Raw genomic sequence first — 16,349 nt, forward strand, 5'->3', positions numbered from 1 at the left:
AAAAACAGAATTATGCTGGTACACTTATTGAAGGCCCTTAACAAGCAGTTTCTTTTCGCTATGAATAAGCTGATTCAACCGATATTTTTGCTGATGAATCGATTAACTTACCGTGGTAAGTTTATGTTGATCTCATCGGTTTTCGCGATCCCCTTGGCTCTGTTTGCTGTGCAGTTAGCATTTAATGCGCATCAGCAACTAGAACAAGCACAGCACACTCGCTCTGGCTTTAACTATCTTCGCCAATCAACAGAACTTATCGAAGACTTGGAAACGATACGAGATATAACTGTTGTTGTCTCTTGGAAGAGTGACTCCTTCTTGGTTTCAAAGCTTGATGCTGTTAAGAAGCGGGCTTATGGTCGTATTCTGGATCTAAGCGAAAAATTAAGTTCTAACGCTAGTAGCAAGTACTTACTAAGTCTTAAGGAAAAGTTTGAAAAGGACGGTTTTATTCGCGGAAATGAGGCAGGAAGGGTCGATAAGATTTATGAAGAGGCACATATTATGGTCGGTCAGGCGTATAGCTGGAGAAGGCAAGTTTCTTATCTGTATGCCTCCAGTAGTCAAAGCGATATTTTGTCCTTCGTAAACCTACTTAATGAGGGTGAGGAATATACCTATGCCTTAGGTTTGGTCAGAATGTTTGGAAGTTTGTATTTAGGGCAGGCGTTTGTGGCGTCACATGGTGCTGACGCGATGGAGGCTGCTTACCAAAACCTGTCTAAGTTAATTGATGATGTGGATGTGAAGGAACAAGCCTATGCCGGTATATTTAGAGATAACCCTTCCGTAGACTTATTAGGTGTTAAATCAGCTTTAGTTCAGACTAAAGACCTGCTTTCACAGTATTTGATAGAGTCCTTCTCTCCTAAAGGTGACCCGCAAGAGTTCTACGCGAAGTTAAGCGACTTGTATCAATTAGTATACGCGCATAATCAGCTTGTTTTATCGGTGACTGACCGTGTATTGGCGAAAAATTACCAGCAGAGCATTGAGCGCTTATCCTTGTTCTATATCAGCGTCGCTTTCTTCTCCTTGGTTTTGCTCTACTTGTCAGTCGGTTTATATAAGTCTGTTAGCTCTGCTATAGGTGAATTAACTGGCGCTGCAGATCGTGTAGCTATGGGAAATTATGATCAAGCGATTGAGATTGGAACGCATGATGAATTACTGACAGTTGCTCGGGCCATGGAGCATATGCGTCTAAGCATTAAGGAGCGTGAAGAACGCTTGGAACTAATGAGCCAGATTGATGGTTTGACTCAACTTTATAACCGGCCATTCTTTGATCAAGCAATGGATATATCCTTGGCTAATAGTCGCCGAAACATGACGCCGCTTACCTTGGTTATGATGGATATCGATCATTTTAAAAAGGTAAATGATACCTATGGCCACCAGGCGGGTGATGAGTGTTTAAAACTGATTGCTCGCTTAATGAAGAAACAGTATCAGCGACAAACAGATATAGTGGCTCGTTATGGTGGTGAAGAATTCATTGCGATTCTCTACGGTCAGACTCAAGAGGAGGCCCTATTGCAAACCGAGAAACTTCGAAGGGCAATTGAAGACGCAAATATGACTTATCAAGGCAAAACAATACCGATGACTGCAAGTTTTGGCTTGGCAAGCATGGCACCACCAGAGTGGCAGAAAGGTGAATCATTGGTGGGGTTTGCTGATAGTGCTTTGTACCAGGCAAAAGAAAGTGGCCGGAATCGTATTTGTATCGGAGGTCAGTCAGGTGGCCATGAGACTCAAAATACCGCTTGATAAGGTTCTATAAGACCTAAGGCCGATCTTTTATAGCTGATCAGCTACAGTAACCTGATTTCTTCCTTGACTTTTTGCCTGGTAAAGGGCTTTGTCAGCCTGTTTTACCAGATCTTGCCAGGCTTCCACTCTGGATTCCACGACACCAATACTGACGGTTAGCACGCCTTTGTCTGATTCAATGTGAGGGATTTGTAATGCCTCGATAGCTGCCCTGACTCGCTCGGCACATATTCTGGCTTGTTGGCCAATACTTCCGGGCATCAGAATTAATAGCTCTTCGCCGCCATAGCGAAATACTCTGTCTGAGGTGCGCAGCGTTGATTTAACAGTTTGAGCAACTTGTCTGAGCGCATCATCTCCTGATTGATGCCCATAGTAATCGTTATACTTCTTGAAAAAGTCGATATCCACTAAAGCTAGACTATAACTATTCTGGGTTCGTAGAGCGTGCTGTTCAGTATGTGTGAGATCAACCTCCATAGCGCGTCGGTTGCCGATACCTAGCAAGGCATCTTCAAGTGACAATAGTTTTAGCTCTTCGACATTAGTTTCCAGTTCTGCATGCCTGTCGATCAAGCGAACATATACATCGACTAGGTTAGATTGGGTCACAACACCAACTAAGTGTCCGGCATTGTTAATAACAGGGAGATGACGGAGTTTTCGACTACGTGACAGCATCAAGGCGTCTTTAAATAGACTATCTTCCTGAACACAAACAGGCGTAGAAGTCATGATTTCACAAATAGAATGTTCTGGGTAGTGAGCGTCTTTCAATAGCGTGCAAAACAGTTTGGTGATGTCACGCTCTGTGACGATTCCGATAGGTTTGTCGTTCTCGACAATAATCAGGCAGGAGCTACCTTGCTTTGACATGAGCGGAACCGCCTCCTTAATACAGCAATTCGCGTCCACGGTTGGTGGGCAGTCATTCATGAGTTCTTTGACAAGTATGTTAGTACTTTGGTGACCTTTCAAAAATTCATTCTATACTTTAATCCTAGGAGCCTAGCGGGAATAAGGCAAATTAATTACAGCAACTTACAAGCATCTTGAAAAGACTATTTGATGAATAGGTTCTTGATCAGAGTCAGACTTCAATTCATGAGTTCATGCTACCTTCAAAGTAAGGGAGCAGAGCCTGCTCCGCCAGGAGAGCAAATCCAATGACGATGATACGTAGTTCTAACGCTAAAATCTCAAACCGGCTCACCCGTTTTGTATCCTTACCGGTTCTGAGGGCTTTGTACGGCCTGGCTTTATCGTTAGGTGCACCGGCGGGTTGGGTTCTAGTCCAGAAACTTGCGGGGCGTGATCCATTCTCTGGTGAACATTTTGATCTATTACTCTATGTCTATATGAGCTTGGCAACGGGAATTGTGTTTTCATTGCTAGGTTATTTTATTGGTCGTCGAGAGCATATGATTACAGATCTGGCACTGACCGATAGCCTAACGGCGCTTTACAATAAGCGTTATTATAAAAACCGTTTAGAACAAGAGTTTCAGCAGCATCTGCGTACCGGTGCCTCAATGGCCATTATTCAAATTGATTTAGACTTTTTTAAACAAGTAAATGATCGATTTGGGCACCAGGCAGGTGATGAAGTATTGAAGAAGGTTGCTACATTGATTCTTGCAAATTGCAGGAAGAATGATACTGCCGCGCGCGTTGGCGGAGAAGAGATGAGTATTATTGTCTGTGGCGAAAGTAAAGATGAAGCGCATATATTGGCAGAAAGAATTCGTGCCACGATTGAAAGTACAGACTGCTTTTGGCAGGGGCAACGGATAAGTTTGACAGCCTCATTCGGTATTGCATTCGCGACAGCTAAGACAGAAACTGCTTGGCAAATTTATCAAAATGCTGACTTGGCACTGTATCAAGCCAAGAAGCAGGGACGGAATCAGGTATGCTTGTATGAAGCCTAAACCCAAGGCGCGAGTAGAGTTTCGAATGCGGAGGTTATATTGTCTTTAAGATCATTGGTTCTGACGTTGCTTGTCTGCCTGATTGTTTGGTATTGGCTTAAAGCAAGAGAGTTAAAAGATATTGCTCTAAGAGCCGCGGCGAAGCATTGTCGTGAATTGGACTTAAGTATTCTTGACCAGACAGTCGTTTTGCGCTCATTGAAGCTCAAGAGAGGGAATGCTGGGCGCTTACAGATTATTCGTGAATATGGTTTTGAGTTCAGTTCTACAGGAGAAGATCGTTATAAAGGTAGTGTGAAGATGGCCGGAGCACGTGTTCAAGGGGTCAAATTGGCACCACATCGAGTGGAATAGTTTTATTATTGGAAGTGGTTAATTTGTATCGAGCACCTATACTCTATATATCGACAAAAAGAAGCTATTCACAAATTGGCAGGTGTTTTTAATTCGCACCTGCTTTAGCGTGTAAGAATAAATATGATCAAACGAATTCCTATCGACTCCCTTCAAGTTGGAATGTATATATCTGATCTTAATAGTGATTGGATTCCTCATTCCAACTTTAAGAAGAAGGGGAAAATCAAGAAAGATCTAACTGTTGAAAAGATAAAAAACTAGGCATTAAAGAAGTCTATATCGATACTTTTCTAGGTGAGGATTTAAAGGATGCGCCGACCCTTGCCGAGATTGACAAAGAAAATGAAAAGAAACTAGCAGCGGCAGGTGAACTGAGCTCGTTAAACAAGCCGCGTTTAGGTTTGGGCGAGGAAATGCTGGCGGCTCAAAAGGTTCATGAAGAAGCAGTTGAACTCATGGGCGGTATTCTCACGGACGTTAAGACTGGTCAGGCGCTTCCTATAGACGCTATTGATAATCTTGCGGAAGATATGCTGGACTCTTTGTTCAGAAATCACAATGCCTTGGCTTGCCTTGGCTGTATTCGCGAGAAAGATAGTTACTTGATGGAGCACTCCGTAAACCTGAGTGTTCTGATGTCTATTTTTGGTAAATCGATGCAACTGGATCGTTCGGTTCTTCATCAAACCATTTCAGGTGCATTGTTGCATGATATCGGGAAAATCATGGTGCCAGACGAAATATTGCATAAGCCTGGTAAATTAACCGATGATGAATTTTCGCAAATGAAACATCACGTTACCCTAGGTCGCGAGCATTTGCTGGGTATCGAAGGTATTTCCCCTTTGACTATTCAAGTCGTTTCTGAACATCACGAGCGAATGGATGGTACCGGTTACCCTTCGGGTCTATGTGGTCATGAAATCTCAACCTTCGGGCGAATGGCTGCGATTGTTGACGTTTATGATGCGATTACAGCCGACCGCTGTTATCACAAGGGTATGACGCCGACAATGGCGATTAAGCGTTTACTGGAGTGGAGCGATCATCATTTGGACCGCTCTTTGGTAAATCACTTCATTCGTTGTATCGGAATTTATCCAGTTGGTTCTTTGGTCTTACTAGAGAGTGGCCGACTGGGCGCGGTTGTAGAAGTGAACGAGTTTGATCAGCGCTCGCCAAAGGTGAGGGTGATGTATCACACCAAGTTTAAATGCTTTATCAAGACCGAATTAATTGATTTAGCGAAACCGACGGTTCAGGATGCAATTGTCAAAGCCGTTGACCCCGACCTATTCAGGATCAACGTTAAAGATTTTTTAAGCTAGTCTAGTACACTTTCTTGGGAGCTGCGCTAAACGGCGCAGTTCGTACATAGTGCAGCAAAAGGCAGGGCGTCCAAACGCTCATTGCTGATATCTTCGTGACACTTCTCACAAGCGCCATATAAGTCTCGTTCCATTTTTAGCAGGGCATGATCTATTTGCTCTAGCTCTTCTTCGGCTTCACTTTTCAGGTTTAGTAGTACATCATCATTTTGTCTGTCTACGACTTGGTCCGAGAACTTACTGCTGGTTTTCCGGTTGTGAAGGTCTTTATCAATTTTCTCGATACGAAGACTTAATTCTTCTTTTAAAGCAACTAGCTTTTCTTTGCGGTCTGTCATGATTCTTCCTCACCTAAAATGGGTACGTATTACCTACATTTTAGGTTAGAACCGCAGAATAGCATTGATATGAATCAAGGTTGGCTTGCTAATTCCAAGGCCTCTGTCAGTTTAGCGTGTTTGAAGCCTTCATTCATAAGAATGAGGCCGTCTGAATTGATCACAACCGTAACGCCCATATCTCCCTTGAACTGCTCAGTTAAGTTATGAGCAGTATCTGCTACCACTGTTTCAGAGCGATAACCGCTAGAGATCTGATTCGCCCGGGCTTGTTCAGTCGATCCTGAGACATAATCAATACTAATAAAATGAATGTTCGGATAGTTTGGCTTGATTGACTCGCGAATACTCGACATATGGCTATCACAAAGCGGACACCACATGGTGAAATAGAGTACAACCGCATCATAAGCGGTTAATTCATCACTTAAAGTCAGCACATTGTCTTCAGTGTCAAGAATGCTGAAGTCACTAGCAACCTGGTTGACCTGGTTACCGATACTACCCGCTTGCACACTTTCGCGTTTATCTTCACTGGAAGGGTTTAAATCTTCGTTACAAGCAGATAATAATAGCCCAAGGAAAAGCATGCTAATTAAACGAAATCTAACGTAGAACATAGCTCACTCCCAAACTTAAAATATCTGTTGCAGCAAAGTCTTCACCACTGAGCGCATGATTCCACGAGAGCTTGTAGATCCAATCCATAGCGACTGTTGAATAGGCAATACTTAATCCCAGCGACTGCTTTTGAAAACCAGGAAGGGAGCTGTCTTTATTCCCATCAATTTCACCGACCTTTTCGCGTAAATCATTATAGGATGTGGTCACAGTAAGCGTGTCCATTGAGTCTAAAAAATGCGTATAACCAAAAGCCAGGCTTGTTGACAGGCGCTTACCTAATTGCAGATCATAGGGGTCGATAAAGCCGCTAGAGTCTTCGTTAACAGGACGTTCAATATATTTTCCATAGGACATGTTCAAGGTCATATTCCAGGGATAAATAGTCTTGTCGACAAGCAGATTAGCATCCAGGCGGTAGACGCCCCGGCCCGTGATATCGAAGCTGTTATCAATTTCACCAGAGTATGCAGATTTACCCGTCGGCAGGGTTAAGGTGCTGCCCAGGTATACTGCTGGAATCAGGCTTCGCCAGTTGGTGACTTTCCAGACACATTTAATATCGTCAAAGGTCTCGTACCATAGCCCTATGGTCGTATCACCAATGTTGTCGACTTTAGACTCTGTTCCAGTGTAGGTATTGTCATTCCATACATAGGGAATTTGGAGGCTTGCCTGCCAGCGGTTGGCAAGCCGATAAGCGATACCAAGACTACTTCGGTACTGGTTTAAGTCAGAGCCAACAGGGTCATCCTGATGCTTTCCTTCAGAGTTCCAGTAGCCCTTATAGTTCTCGTGCGAGAATGATGTATCAAACATCATGCGCGCACCTTTTGGCAGAATTAAAGAAGAGGCTGACCCGCCGCCACAACAGGATGCAGCCCAAAGATTCAGTGGCACAAGGAGCTGTGTACTGAGAAAAAACAGAAAGGCTTTATTCTTCATGCAAATAGATATCTTTCTAAAGATATTTACATCCCCATCATCGTGTTAGATGGCGTCACGACGAACTCTGCTTCATCATATTCACCATCAGGAATGTTGCCATCGTCGGTTTTTTGTTCACCGTTAACCGATAGGCGTACATAGATAGAGCCGGCTTCTCCGTCAGTAAGGCCCGTCAGGCCTTCAGCGGTCCAAATACCTTCTCCCTCATTGGATGCTGTGACCCAGCTGTCACCATCACTTGGGTCTGTTGACATTGCTACGGTGATGCTAGAGATCGTAAGCTCATAGTCGGAGTCTGCATTGAGTATTTGCCCAGCGCTAATTGCCGGAAAGCTCATCATGCTTTCCTTGGTAGTGATAAAAACACTGAAGTCATGACCGCTATCTCCATCTGATAGGCCATCATTGAATAGAATGTAGGTGCGTTTTTCTTCTCCGCCCATCATATTTGCAATAGTATCAGTTTGGCTCTTTAGATTAGCGCGGGCTGTCTCTCCCATTGCCATCATTACATCTGGCTGAAAGGTAACGCTTTCATCATAAGGTAAACCTATATCAAGGTACCAAGTACCCATCTCAGGGCCTGATGCCATGAGGTAGTAGATTGTCGCGTTATAGATTCCTGCTTCGTCACTTTCGGTGAAAGAGCCATAAGGCGTGCTATGGTTATGTGTAGACATTTCCATTAGTGGGCTTAAGGTAGGAGAAAGCCCTTCCATAGGGGTGCCATCCAAATCGGTAATTTCGATTTTTAGGTTGGATTTACCAACTTGAGCCATCTCGGATAAATAGGTAACTTTAAAGCTTTCTGAAAGCTCATAATCATTTTTTTGTGAATTGTTGCTATCACTACACGCACTCATTAAACAAGCACTTGCAACTAAACTCAAACTAAATGCGAGGGTCTTAACTGCTTTCATCTATGCACTCCTTGATGCGCAAAATCATTAATTGCGTGAAATTTTACGCTGAAGTAAGGGTGCAAAGGAGTGACAAATTGTCGCACCTACTTTGGGGTATAGTTTGGGTTTAGTTCAAGTTCAGATATGTTTTGGCTTTATGTTAATGACTTATTTTGATGAAGGGCGTTTCTGTAGCTTGCGTTGCAAAGTCCGTCGATGCATTCCCAGAGCATTAGCTGTTGCAGAGATATTGCCATCATGCTCATTAAGCACGCGTTGGATATGTTCCCACTCCAGGCGTCCCACTGATGGCGGGCTAGTATCTAGGGGAATATCTGGGTTTGCGTCCTCTTCCTGTAGGGCTTTGATAATGACATCGGTGGTCACAGGTTTGCATAGGTAATTCACTGAACCCAGCTTCATCGCTTCAACCGTTGTGCTAATGCTGGAATAACCTGTCAGAATCAGTGCCTTGGTTTGAGGTGAGTGTTCTTTTAGAATCGACAGAAACTGCAAACCACTTTCCTGATCGATCTTTAGGTCAACCACAGCAAAATTTATGCTCGTATCCGTTAATATGCCTTTGGCTTCTTCAATACTGTTTGCGGCGAAGCTATTGTAGCCTCGTCGTTTAAATGACCGGGCAAGTGTCGTAGAAAAGGTTTGGTCGTCATCTAGGATAAGGATACTCTTAGTCATTTTATTTTCTGCTCTTCGGCTGGGTGTGAGCTTACAAGTGACAGGGAAATATGAATGCGAGTGCCCGACTTATCTGCTCTTTCAACGCTTATTTTTCCATGATGTCTATTAATCGTGGCATGAGATAAAAATAAACCAATGCCCATACCATGCTCTTTGTCAGACTCTAATGGTTGCTCAGCGGCACTAAGAATACGGGAAACTTTGTTTTCATCACTGTTGCCATAATCACTGATGGTGAGTCTGAGCTTGTCCGGTTCAACATCTGCCTCGAAGCAGACTCTTTCGGGCGAAGCATCGGCAGCATTATTCAGGATATTCAGAATGGCCATCCTTAAAGATGGATCTGAGGAAATATTTGGCGATGGTGACTCGTCGAATTGTGCGCTGTTCCAGTTTTTCTCAAGCCTGACGCTAGGCCGTAAGAGTCTAAATTCATTCACTAGCTGGGTGAGAAAGTAGTGGACAGATTCATCTTGCTGACTGAGGAGAGCCTGGTGCCGAAGGTCATCTAACACGTTTTTACATATCGCTATTTGAGACGCCAGGAGTGTAAGGTCTTCGTCGAAATCCTGGGTCAGGCTATCTGCTTGAAGGTCGTCAACGAGCACGGCCATCGTCGATAGTGGTGTACTGATATGATGAGCAGCAGACGCGGCTTGTGTTGCAATACCCAATAATTGCTCGTCGCGCAGTAACTGTTCTCTTTGTTCGTTGATCTTATGTTGTCGAGACTTTAACTCTTGTCTCATTCTAATGAGGAAGAAGCAGATTAAGGCCGCGCTCACTGCAAAATTGAACCACATGCCAATGAGATGAAGGGAAAAGGCAGTTTGGCTTGCATCAATTTGGTGGTGCATATGATGGGCATGCTCATTCGCAACAGAAGTCTCTGATACCGAAAGGTCGACTAAGTATAAAGAGCCATAGCAACTTACGGTGAGTAAGGCCATAAACCAGGTGAAATTACTATTTAAGGTTGCTGCACTAATGGTTAACGGGAAGAGTAAAAGTGACACAAAAGGGTTGGCGGAGCCGCCGGTTACATGAAACAGAAGGCTCATGAATAGTACATCTGACACTAATTGAAGTCGGACATAGTTTTCGGTAATGATACGGGCGCTTTTAAGCTGAGCGAAGGTGAACATGGCTGAAAAAGCAAATAGGCTTAAAATAAACTCCGCCAGGATGAAGTTAAATTTTAAGTTCAGATATAGATGGTCAACGAGTAAAAAAAGTTGAGCCAGTCCCCACAAGGCCAGGCGAGCGCTAGCTATCAGGCGAACGTTTTCGCGCAGTGGTGTTTTGCTTCCTTTAGAGGAAAAAATCATAGTCGTCGTTTACTGAAAAACTGGATTGAATTTGCTAATTATTAGAACAAGCTCTTAGAAAACATGCCAGACGTTTTCATGAAAGTTTTTAAGCCTTGTCTATACTTAGCTAAGTACTCATCACAGAAAAAGACAATTACCCCTTGAAACAATTACAAATAAAAAATGGACTTTGGATCTTTCTAGCGCTGTGTGTCTGCCTGTATTCCGTGTCGGCTATGGCGGAGGAGCATTACACCAATGGCATACCATTGTCTGGAGACCATCTTGAGTTCTTTGTCGATCCGACACATGGCTTGACGATAGATGATGTGCATGGCTACAACCTCTGGGACTGGCGCTCGAACGAGCAGGAAGTGCCATCATTTGGTTTTTCGCATGATACCTACTGGTTCCGCTTTGTGGTGCCAGGGAATGACCACGCCTGGTTGTTGGAAATCAATTATGCTTTGCTAGATGAAATCGAGTTTTATCGGGTTAAAGGAGGTGAAGTCGTTGAATTTGTCCGTACAGGTGATCACTTTGTTTTCTCTGAGCGTCCTATTCAACATCGAGCATTTCTATTTCCAATCGATGGCGCTGATGAAGCACAGCATGTTTACTTGAAAGTTCGCTCTTCAAGTTCCATTCAGTTGCCTGCTACGCTTTGGCCAGAGAAAAGCTATTTTGAGGCTGACCAATATCGCTTTGCCGAGCACGGTTTGTACTATGGCATCGTTCTGGTGATGGCTTTGTATAACTTCTTTCTTTTTTTGCGACTTAGAGATAGTGCTTACCTGTTCTACGTTTTGTACGTGATTACCTTTGCTGTAGCCCAGATGTCCCTGACGGGCTTTGCTTACCAATTTATCTGGCCAAACTTTCCGGTATGGAATGAGCAGAGTATGGCGGTAATAACGCCCTTAATCGTGACATCGGGGATGGTATTTGTATCGAACTTCCTTAAATTGCAGAATAATCACCCGTACTTGAATCGTATTGTCTATTTGCAGGCTTGGCTTGGAATCGTGTTGGCTTTCTTGAGCACGCTCTTACCTTATGCAGTCATGATTCCTTATGGTGCGGCTTTGGCGATCGTTACTTGTTCGTCTATTTTATTTATTAGTTACTATGTCACGATCAAATCGAGACAAAAATATGCGACGTACTTTTCGGTTGCCTGGAGTATGTTTCTAATTGGCACCGTTATATTGGCCATGAACAAATTTGGCTTACTGCCTAGAAATGGGCTAACGGAGTCTGCAGCGCAAATTGGCTCAGCTATTGAAATTATTCTCTTGTCTTTTGCTCTTGCGGAACGCTTGCATGACGCTACTTCGCGCCGTTTTAAAGCTGAAGCAGAAACCTTGCAAGTGAAGGAAAAGCTGATCGAGACCAAGCAGATGCAAAATGAAGCATTAGAGGTAGAAGTTGAGCAGCGAACCAGAGACTTACGACTGGCTTTAGAAAAGGTCAATAAATTAAACTCCGAACTTGAAGATCTATCAACACTTGATCAAGTCACCGGGGTTAGAAATCGTCGTTATTTTGATGAAATGATGGAGCGAGAGTTTCGTCGTGGCAGGCGAAATGGGCGAGAATTAGCTTTGATTATGATTGATTTGGATAATTTCAAATCCGTCAATGATACCTATGGTCATCAAGCTGGAGACCAGTGTCTGAAAACGGTCGCTTCTGAAGTGTATCGTTTGGTGAAACGCCCTCCTGATCTGGTTTGCCGTTATGGTGGAGAGGAGTTAGCTGTTGTCTTACCTGAGACCAAATTGGAAGGTGCTGTTTTGATAGGTGAGCGAATTCGGGCGCATATTGAAGCTTTGTGGATTGATACGGGTGATGAGCGTATTCAAGTGACAGCGAGTGTTGGCGTAAGTGCCTGCATGCCGAACGAGGAAAGCTCGACTCACGCTTTGGTTGAGATGGCTGATCAGGCGCTATACCAAGCTAAGCTTAACGGTCGAAACAGAGTTGAGCAAAAAGTTGGCTAAGACGGCGTGAAACTGCTTGATAGCTGTTTGTTTATACAGTATTTTGTATGAATGAAACTGTATATTGCAGAAAAGCCCAGTCTGGGGAAGGCTATAGCGCAAGCCCTACCTAAACCTCACCATAAAGCTGATGGCTGTATTTACGTCGGGCATTCCGATAAACGCCGCTGTGATGTAGTCAGCTGGTGTATCGGTCACCTTCTGGAGCAGCTCGAGCCAGATGCCTATGATGCATCACTTAAGAAATGGTCGCATGAAACCTTGCCTATATTGCCCGACCGTTTTCCTAGAGGTTGGCAGCTGGCGCCTAAAAAGCAAACCCGCAAGCAATACTCTATTCTAAAAAAGTTAGTCAAACAGGCTGATCACATAATTCATTGTGGTGACCCTGATAGGGAAGGTCAGCTACTGGTGGATGAGCTGATTCACCATGTCGGCGTTAAAGCGTCAGTGAAAGATAGTATTGAACGCTGCCTGATTAGTGATTTAAATCTACCCGCTGTTAAGCAAGCCCTGGCTTCTCTAAAGTCGAATAAAGACTTTGTGCCTTTATCTGTTTCAGCTTTAGCTCGTTCACGTGCAGACTGGCTTTATGGAATGAACCTAACTCGCGCTTTTACGCTTCAGGCTCAAAAGGTCGGTTTTCAGGGCCTGGTTTCAATCGGGCGGGTGCAAACACCCTTGCTAGGCTTGATTGTTCGGCGAGATGCAGAAGTTGAAGCCTTTGTGGTGCGAGACTATTACGAAGTCGATGCCCATATCCAAATATCTGAACAACAAGTTTTATCTGCCCGTTGGCAGCCGAGCGAAGCTTGCGAGCCCTATCAGGACAGCGAAGGGCGAGTCATAAACAAAGCTTTGGCTGAAAATGTGGTGGCGCGAATTAAGGGGCAGCCAGCTAATGTTGAAGCAACAAGTGCTAAGTCCAAGAAGCAAGTTGCGCCTTTGCCATATAATTTATCTGCGTTACAGATCGATGCTGCTAAAGCATTTGGTATGAGTGCTAAGACCGTCTTGGATACTTGTCAGAATCTGTATGAACGACATAAACTGATTACCTATCCTCGCTCTGACAATCGTTATCTACCCTCGGGGCACTTAAGCCAATCTGCACAAATTTTCGATGCAATCGCTAGCAATACCAACTTACAGAATATATGTAACAGTGCCGACTCAAGTTTAAAAGGACGTGTTTGGAATGATGCCAAGGTTGGTGCTCATCACGCGATCATTCCAACTGCGAATAAGTCAAAAAAGGGATTATTGAGTAAAGCTGAGCAGCAAGTATATGAATTGATAGCAAAGCACTATCTTATTCAGTTTTTTCCGGCTTGGGCTTATACCGACCGTGAAATCAGCTTTCGAATTGCCGGTGGCTTATTCCGAGCAAAGTCGAGGGAAACCAGTGAGCCGGGTTGGAAGCAGGTACTTAAATCCACTAAGGATGAAAAACAAACCGTAGCTTTACCTCAGCTCAAGAAAGGTGAGCGTTTTACTTGTTTATTTGGAGACTTGCTTAGCAAGCTTACTCAGCCTCCTAAACACTTTAGCGATGCAAGTTTACTCGCGGCGATGACCGGTATAGCCCGTTTTGTGAGTGACCCCGAGATCAAAAAAATACTAAAAGATACCGATGGTCTTGGAACAGAAGCGACACGTGCTTCGATCATTGAGCTGTTATTCAAGAGGCAGTTTATTTACCGAGAAGGTAAAGCCATTAAAGCGACAGAGGCTGGTAGAAAAGTGATAGCGAGTCTGCCAGAAGAGGTTTCATTGCCCGATATGACTGCACACTGGGAGTTGATGCTAAAGCAAATGAGTCAGGGGGAGTATGCATATGCTGATTTTATGCTGCCACTTGAACAACAAATCAGTCACTTACTATGTAGGGCAAAAGATACACACCTTTCAGCCTTAGCTGGCCTTAAAGCGCAAAACAAATTTAAAAAACGTAAATATAAGGCCCGACGCAAAAAGGCGAGCCCCACATTAAAAGTTGGCGCTTAACGAAATGCGCAACCGGGCTCTTTTCCTAAGGCTTTTAGTAGCATGGCCATTGGGCAGAATCCTGTGAATGCTGCCTGAAACATATTGACGCCAACAAAAGCCGTAAATGCCAGCCAATAGACCGAATGGACCTGACTGAGAATAACACTAACAAGAATAAACAGCCCGGCAACGGCAAATACAGTTCTATCGATATTCATGATCTAAAACCTCTTCTAAACTAAATATTAGGTTTTACTAATATAGATGCTTGAATTATATTAGTCAATGCTAATATAATCGCTGCTATGTGATGGTTTACCTAAGTTTTGCCAGAATGAGAGGAAGAGTATGATGAAAGTATCTTGTCAAAGATTATCTGTTGCTTTGTTGCTGCCTGTACTAGGCTGGGCTGGTGCTAGCAGTGCTGAAACCGCTTCAGACCTAGCAAGCGAAGGTAAGCAAGTGATTCAACAATTTGCAGGAGAGTTGAAATCAAGCCTGCAAGCAGCGGTAAAAGAAGGTGGCTTTACCAAGGGTATTGAGGCTTGTTCTGTGGATGCAGAAAAAATCGCCAGCAAACATAGCCAAGGAAAATGGACAGTTTCCCGCACCAGCCTTAAAACACGTAACCCTGATAACAAGCCAGATGCCTGGGAGGCGAAAGTACTTGCTGACTTTGAACAGCAACTCAAAGCCGGAAAGCCTGCTACACAGTTAGCAGCGGTGAAAAAAGAAGGGAGTACCTTTCGTATGATGAAGGCTATTCCAACTCAAGGTATGTGCTTGTCGTGTCATGGAGAGAGTCTAACAACAGATATTCAAAAGGCACTCTCGGAACAGTACCCGCACGATAGGGCGGTAGGTTATCAGGAAGGACAGATTCGTGGGGCCTTTAGTTTGTTGCACACCGCGAAGTAAATACGGAAGATATTTCGTTCTGGCCTAATCGATTTGTGAGTGAATAAGTGACAGAATAGCCCCCTTATCTTTGTATGTAGATTTCTGGTGACGATTTAAAAGGAGTTTTCACAATGGCCATCGCGCTTACGCTCCACATATTGGCTGCAACAATTTGGGTTGGCGGAATGTTTTTCGCCTATCTATGTCTTCGTCCTGTTGCAGCAAGCTTATTGGAACCTCCGCTACGTCTAAGTTTGTGGCAAGATACCTTTAAGCGTTTCTTTTTTTGGGTATGGATAGCAGTTGCTGTTTTATTGGTGAGCGGTCATGGCATGATTGCCTTATATGGTGGCTTTGCTTCGATAGGTAAGCATGTTCATATGATGCTTGGTCTAGGCTATATCATGTTTTTATTGTTTGGGCATTTATACTTTGTTCCATTTAAGCGTATGAAAGCTGCAGTGAGCGAGAATCGTTGGCCTGATGCCGCGACGCACTTAAATCTAATCCGTAAAATCGTCGCAATTAACCTGACACTGGGCTTGATCGTTATTGCTATCGCAAGTGGTGGTAAATTCCTGTTTTCTGCCTAAGTAAGTGAAGAAAACTTAGAGGGCTTAAGGCTGAATCAAAGAGGCGCTTTTGAGTGCATGCAGGTAAGCACTCAAGTCGCTTAGATGTCGATCATCAATGGCTATCTTCATCGTCACGGCTTGTTGATACTCAGTGCCGATGACTTCGCCTTGATGTTGAAAAAGCCAGTGTCGGATAGCCTGTTCGTCTGAAAAATCACATTGTATTTGGAATTCGTCGAGTTCCACTTTCAACTCTGTTTCACCTTCGTCATAGGCTTGCTGGGCCGCCTGGGAGTATGCTCTGACTAATCCGCCTGCGCCGAGCTTTATACCACCAAAATAACGAATCACAATGATCATGGCATCGCCAATATCTTTATGTTGAATGACATTCAGTATCGGCTTGCCTGCGGTGCCACCGGGTTCGCCATCGTCAGACATGGCCGCGAAACTCGGACTATGAGGTGGACCGATTTGGTAGGCCCAGCAATGATGGCGAGCATCGGGGTAATCTCGTTTAGCTTGTGCCAAAGCTAGCATGGCCTGCTCTCTATCTGTAACACTAAAATGCCGGGCGATAAAACGACTCTTCTTTATTTCATAAGTAGTTTCAATGCAGTCTTTAGGGACTAAGTAACTAAGCGCCATGGCTGGATGTTCCTGATT

General features: G+C 44.0%; 17 protein-coding genes and 1 pseudogene. 9 read left to right on the forward strand and 9 right to left on the reverse strand.

Features of this window, described 5'->3' with window-relative positions:
• Positions 1 to 60: 60 nt before the first annotated feature.
• Positions 61 to 1,776, forward strand: a complete 1,716-nt coding sequence (locus tag A3763_RS16610) for a diguanylate cyclase (protein ID WP_197470020.1) — start codon at positions 61 to 63, stop codon at positions 1,774 to 1,776.
• Positions 1,777 to 1,806: 30 nt separating this feature from the next.
• Here A3763_RS16610 and A3763_RS16615 read toward each other — a convergent pair whose 3' ends face one another.
• Entirely contained in the window at positions 1,807 to 2,715 is a 909-nt protein-coding gene (locus A3763_RS16615; RefSeq protein WP_082865007.1) for a GGDEF domain-containing protein, read from the reverse strand.
• Positions 2,716 to 2,945: 230 nt separating this feature from the next.
• On the opposite strand from A3763_RS16615, the gene A3763_RS16620 reads away from it, so the two are divergent.
• From A3763_RS16620 to A3763_RS16630, 4 genes and pseudogenes are all read left to right on the forward strand, one after another.
• A complete protein-coding gene (locus A3763_RS16620) occupies positions 2,946 to 3,710 on the forward strand; it encodes a GGDEF domain-containing protein (protein ID WP_082865006.1) in 765 nt (254 codons plus the stop codon).
• Positions 3,711 to 3,749: 39 nt separating this feature from the next.
• Entirely contained in the window at positions 3,750 to 4,064 is a 315-nt protein-coding gene (locus tag A3763_RS16625) for a DUF3301 domain-containing protein (protein ID WP_068512050.1), read from the forward strand.
• 162 nt (positions 4,065 to 4,226) lie between these two features.
• Positions 4,227 to 4,516: pseudogene (locus tag A3763_RS29675) on the forward strand (DUF3391 domain-containing protein); the annotation flags it as partial.
• 81 nt (positions 4,517 to 4,597) lie between these two features.
• The gene (locus A3763_RS16630) at positions 4,598 to 5,395 is read left to right on the forward strand and encodes an HD-GYP domain-containing protein (RefSeq protein WP_082865508.1); all 798 of its coding nucleotides are present in this window, start codon (positions 4,598 to 4,600) and stop codon (positions 5,393 to 5,395) included.
• 26 nt (positions 5,396 to 5,421) lie between these two features.
• On the opposite strand, the gene A3763_RS16635 is transcribed toward A3763_RS16630, so the two are convergent.
• The 6 genes from A3763_RS16635 to A3763_RS16660 all read right to left on the reverse strand — a co-directional run bounded on the left by A3763_RS16635 (position 5,422) and on the right by A3763_RS16660 (position 10,234).
• Entirely contained in the window at positions 5,422 to 5,733 is a 312-nt protein-coding gene (locus tag A3763_RS16635; protein WP_068552572.1) for a TraR/DksA C4-type zinc finger protein, read from the reverse strand.
• A gap of 74 nt (positions 5,734 to 5,807) precedes the next feature.
• The gene (locus tag A3763_RS16640; protein WP_068552570.1) at positions 5,808 to 6,353 is read right to left on the reverse strand and encodes a redoxin domain-containing protein; all 546 of its coding nucleotides are present in this window, start codon (positions 6,351 to 6,353) and stop codon (positions 5,808 to 5,810) included.
• Positions 6,340 to 7,176 (reverse strand): hypothetical protein, encoded by an 837-nt coding sequence (locus tag A3763_RS16645; protein ID WP_068566509.1) that lies wholly within the window; start codon positions 7,174 to 7,176, stop codon positions 6,340 to 6,342. Before A3763_RS16645 ends, A3763_RS16640 begins: the two co-directional genes overlap by 14 nt.
• Positions 7,177 to 7,325: 149 nt before the next feature.
• The gene (locus A3763_RS16650) at positions 7,326 to 8,222 is read right to left on the reverse strand and encodes a hypothetical protein (RefSeq protein WP_068512058.1); all 897 of its coding nucleotides are present in this window, start codon (positions 8,220 to 8,222) and stop codon (positions 7,326 to 7,328) included.
• A 150-nt stretch (positions 8,223 to 8,372) separates the two neighbouring features.
• Positions 8,373 to 8,903, reverse strand: a complete 531-nt coding sequence (locus tag A3763_RS16655) for a response regulator transcription factor (protein WP_068552565.1) — start codon at positions 8,901 to 8,903, stop codon at positions 8,373 to 8,375.
• Positions 8,900 to 10,234, reverse strand: coding sequence for an ATP-binding protein (locus A3763_RS16660; RefSeq protein ID WP_068552563.1), 1,335 nt, complete (start codon positions 10,232 to 10,234; stop codon positions 8,900 to 8,902). Before A3763_RS16660 ends, A3763_RS16655 begins: the two co-directional genes overlap by 4 nt.
• Before the next feature lie 218 nt (positions 10,235 to 10,452).
• Between A3763_RS16660 and A3763_RS16665 the strand changes: the two genes are divergently transcribed.
• Together A3763_RS16665 and A3763_RS16670 are read left to right on the forward strand one after the other, a co-directional pair.
• Positions 10,453 to 12,219 carry a diguanylate cyclase gene (locus A3763_RS16665; RefSeq protein ID WP_068512067.1) on the forward strand — a complete coding sequence of 589 codons (1,767 nt, stop codon included), beginning with the start codon at positions 10,453 to 10,455 and terminating at the stop codon, positions 12,217 to 12,219.
• A 51-nt stretch (positions 12,220 to 12,270) separates the two neighbouring features.
• On the forward strand, positions 12,271 to 14,226 hold the full coding sequence (locus A3763_RS16670) for a DNA topoisomerase III (RefSeq protein ID WP_068553832.1): 1,956 nt from the start codon (positions 12,271 to 12,273) through the stop codon (positions 14,224 to 14,226).
• Here A3763_RS16670 and A3763_RS16675 read toward each other — a convergent pair.
• A complete protein-coding gene (locus A3763_RS16675) occupies positions 14,223 to 14,426 on the reverse strand; it encodes a DUF2892 domain-containing protein (protein ID WP_068512074.1) in 204 nt (67 codons plus the stop codon). The two genes, A3763_RS16670 and A3763_RS16675, sit on opposite strands and share 4 nt — an antisense overlap.
• A gap of 130 nt (positions 14,427 to 14,556) precedes the next feature.
• Between A3763_RS16675 and A3763_RS16680 the strand changes: the two genes are divergently transcribed.
• On the forward strand, positions 14,557 to 15,126 hold the full coding sequence (locus A3763_RS16680; protein ID WP_068512077.1) for a DUF3365 domain-containing protein: 570 nt from the start codon (positions 14,557 to 14,559) through the stop codon (positions 15,124 to 15,126).
• Positions 15,127 to 15,239: 113 nt separating this feature from the next.
• Positions 15,240 to 15,701 (forward strand): CopD family protein, encoded by a 462-nt coding sequence (locus tag A3763_RS16685; RefSeq protein ID WP_068512081.1) that lies wholly within the window; start codon positions 15,240 to 15,242, stop codon positions 15,699 to 15,701.
• Positions 15,702 to 15,725: 24 nt separating this feature from the next.
• Here A3763_RS16685 and A3763_RS16690 read toward each other — a convergent pair whose 3' ends face one another.
• Positions 15,726 to 16,331 (reverse strand): YigZ family protein, encoded by a 606-nt coding sequence (locus A3763_RS16690; protein ID WP_068512085.1) that lies wholly within the window; start codon positions 16,329 to 16,331, stop codon positions 15,726 to 15,728.
• Between the last annotated feature and the right edge of the window lie 18 nt (positions 16,332 to 16,349).

Source organism: Oleiphilus sp. HI0128 (assembly GCF_001635365.1).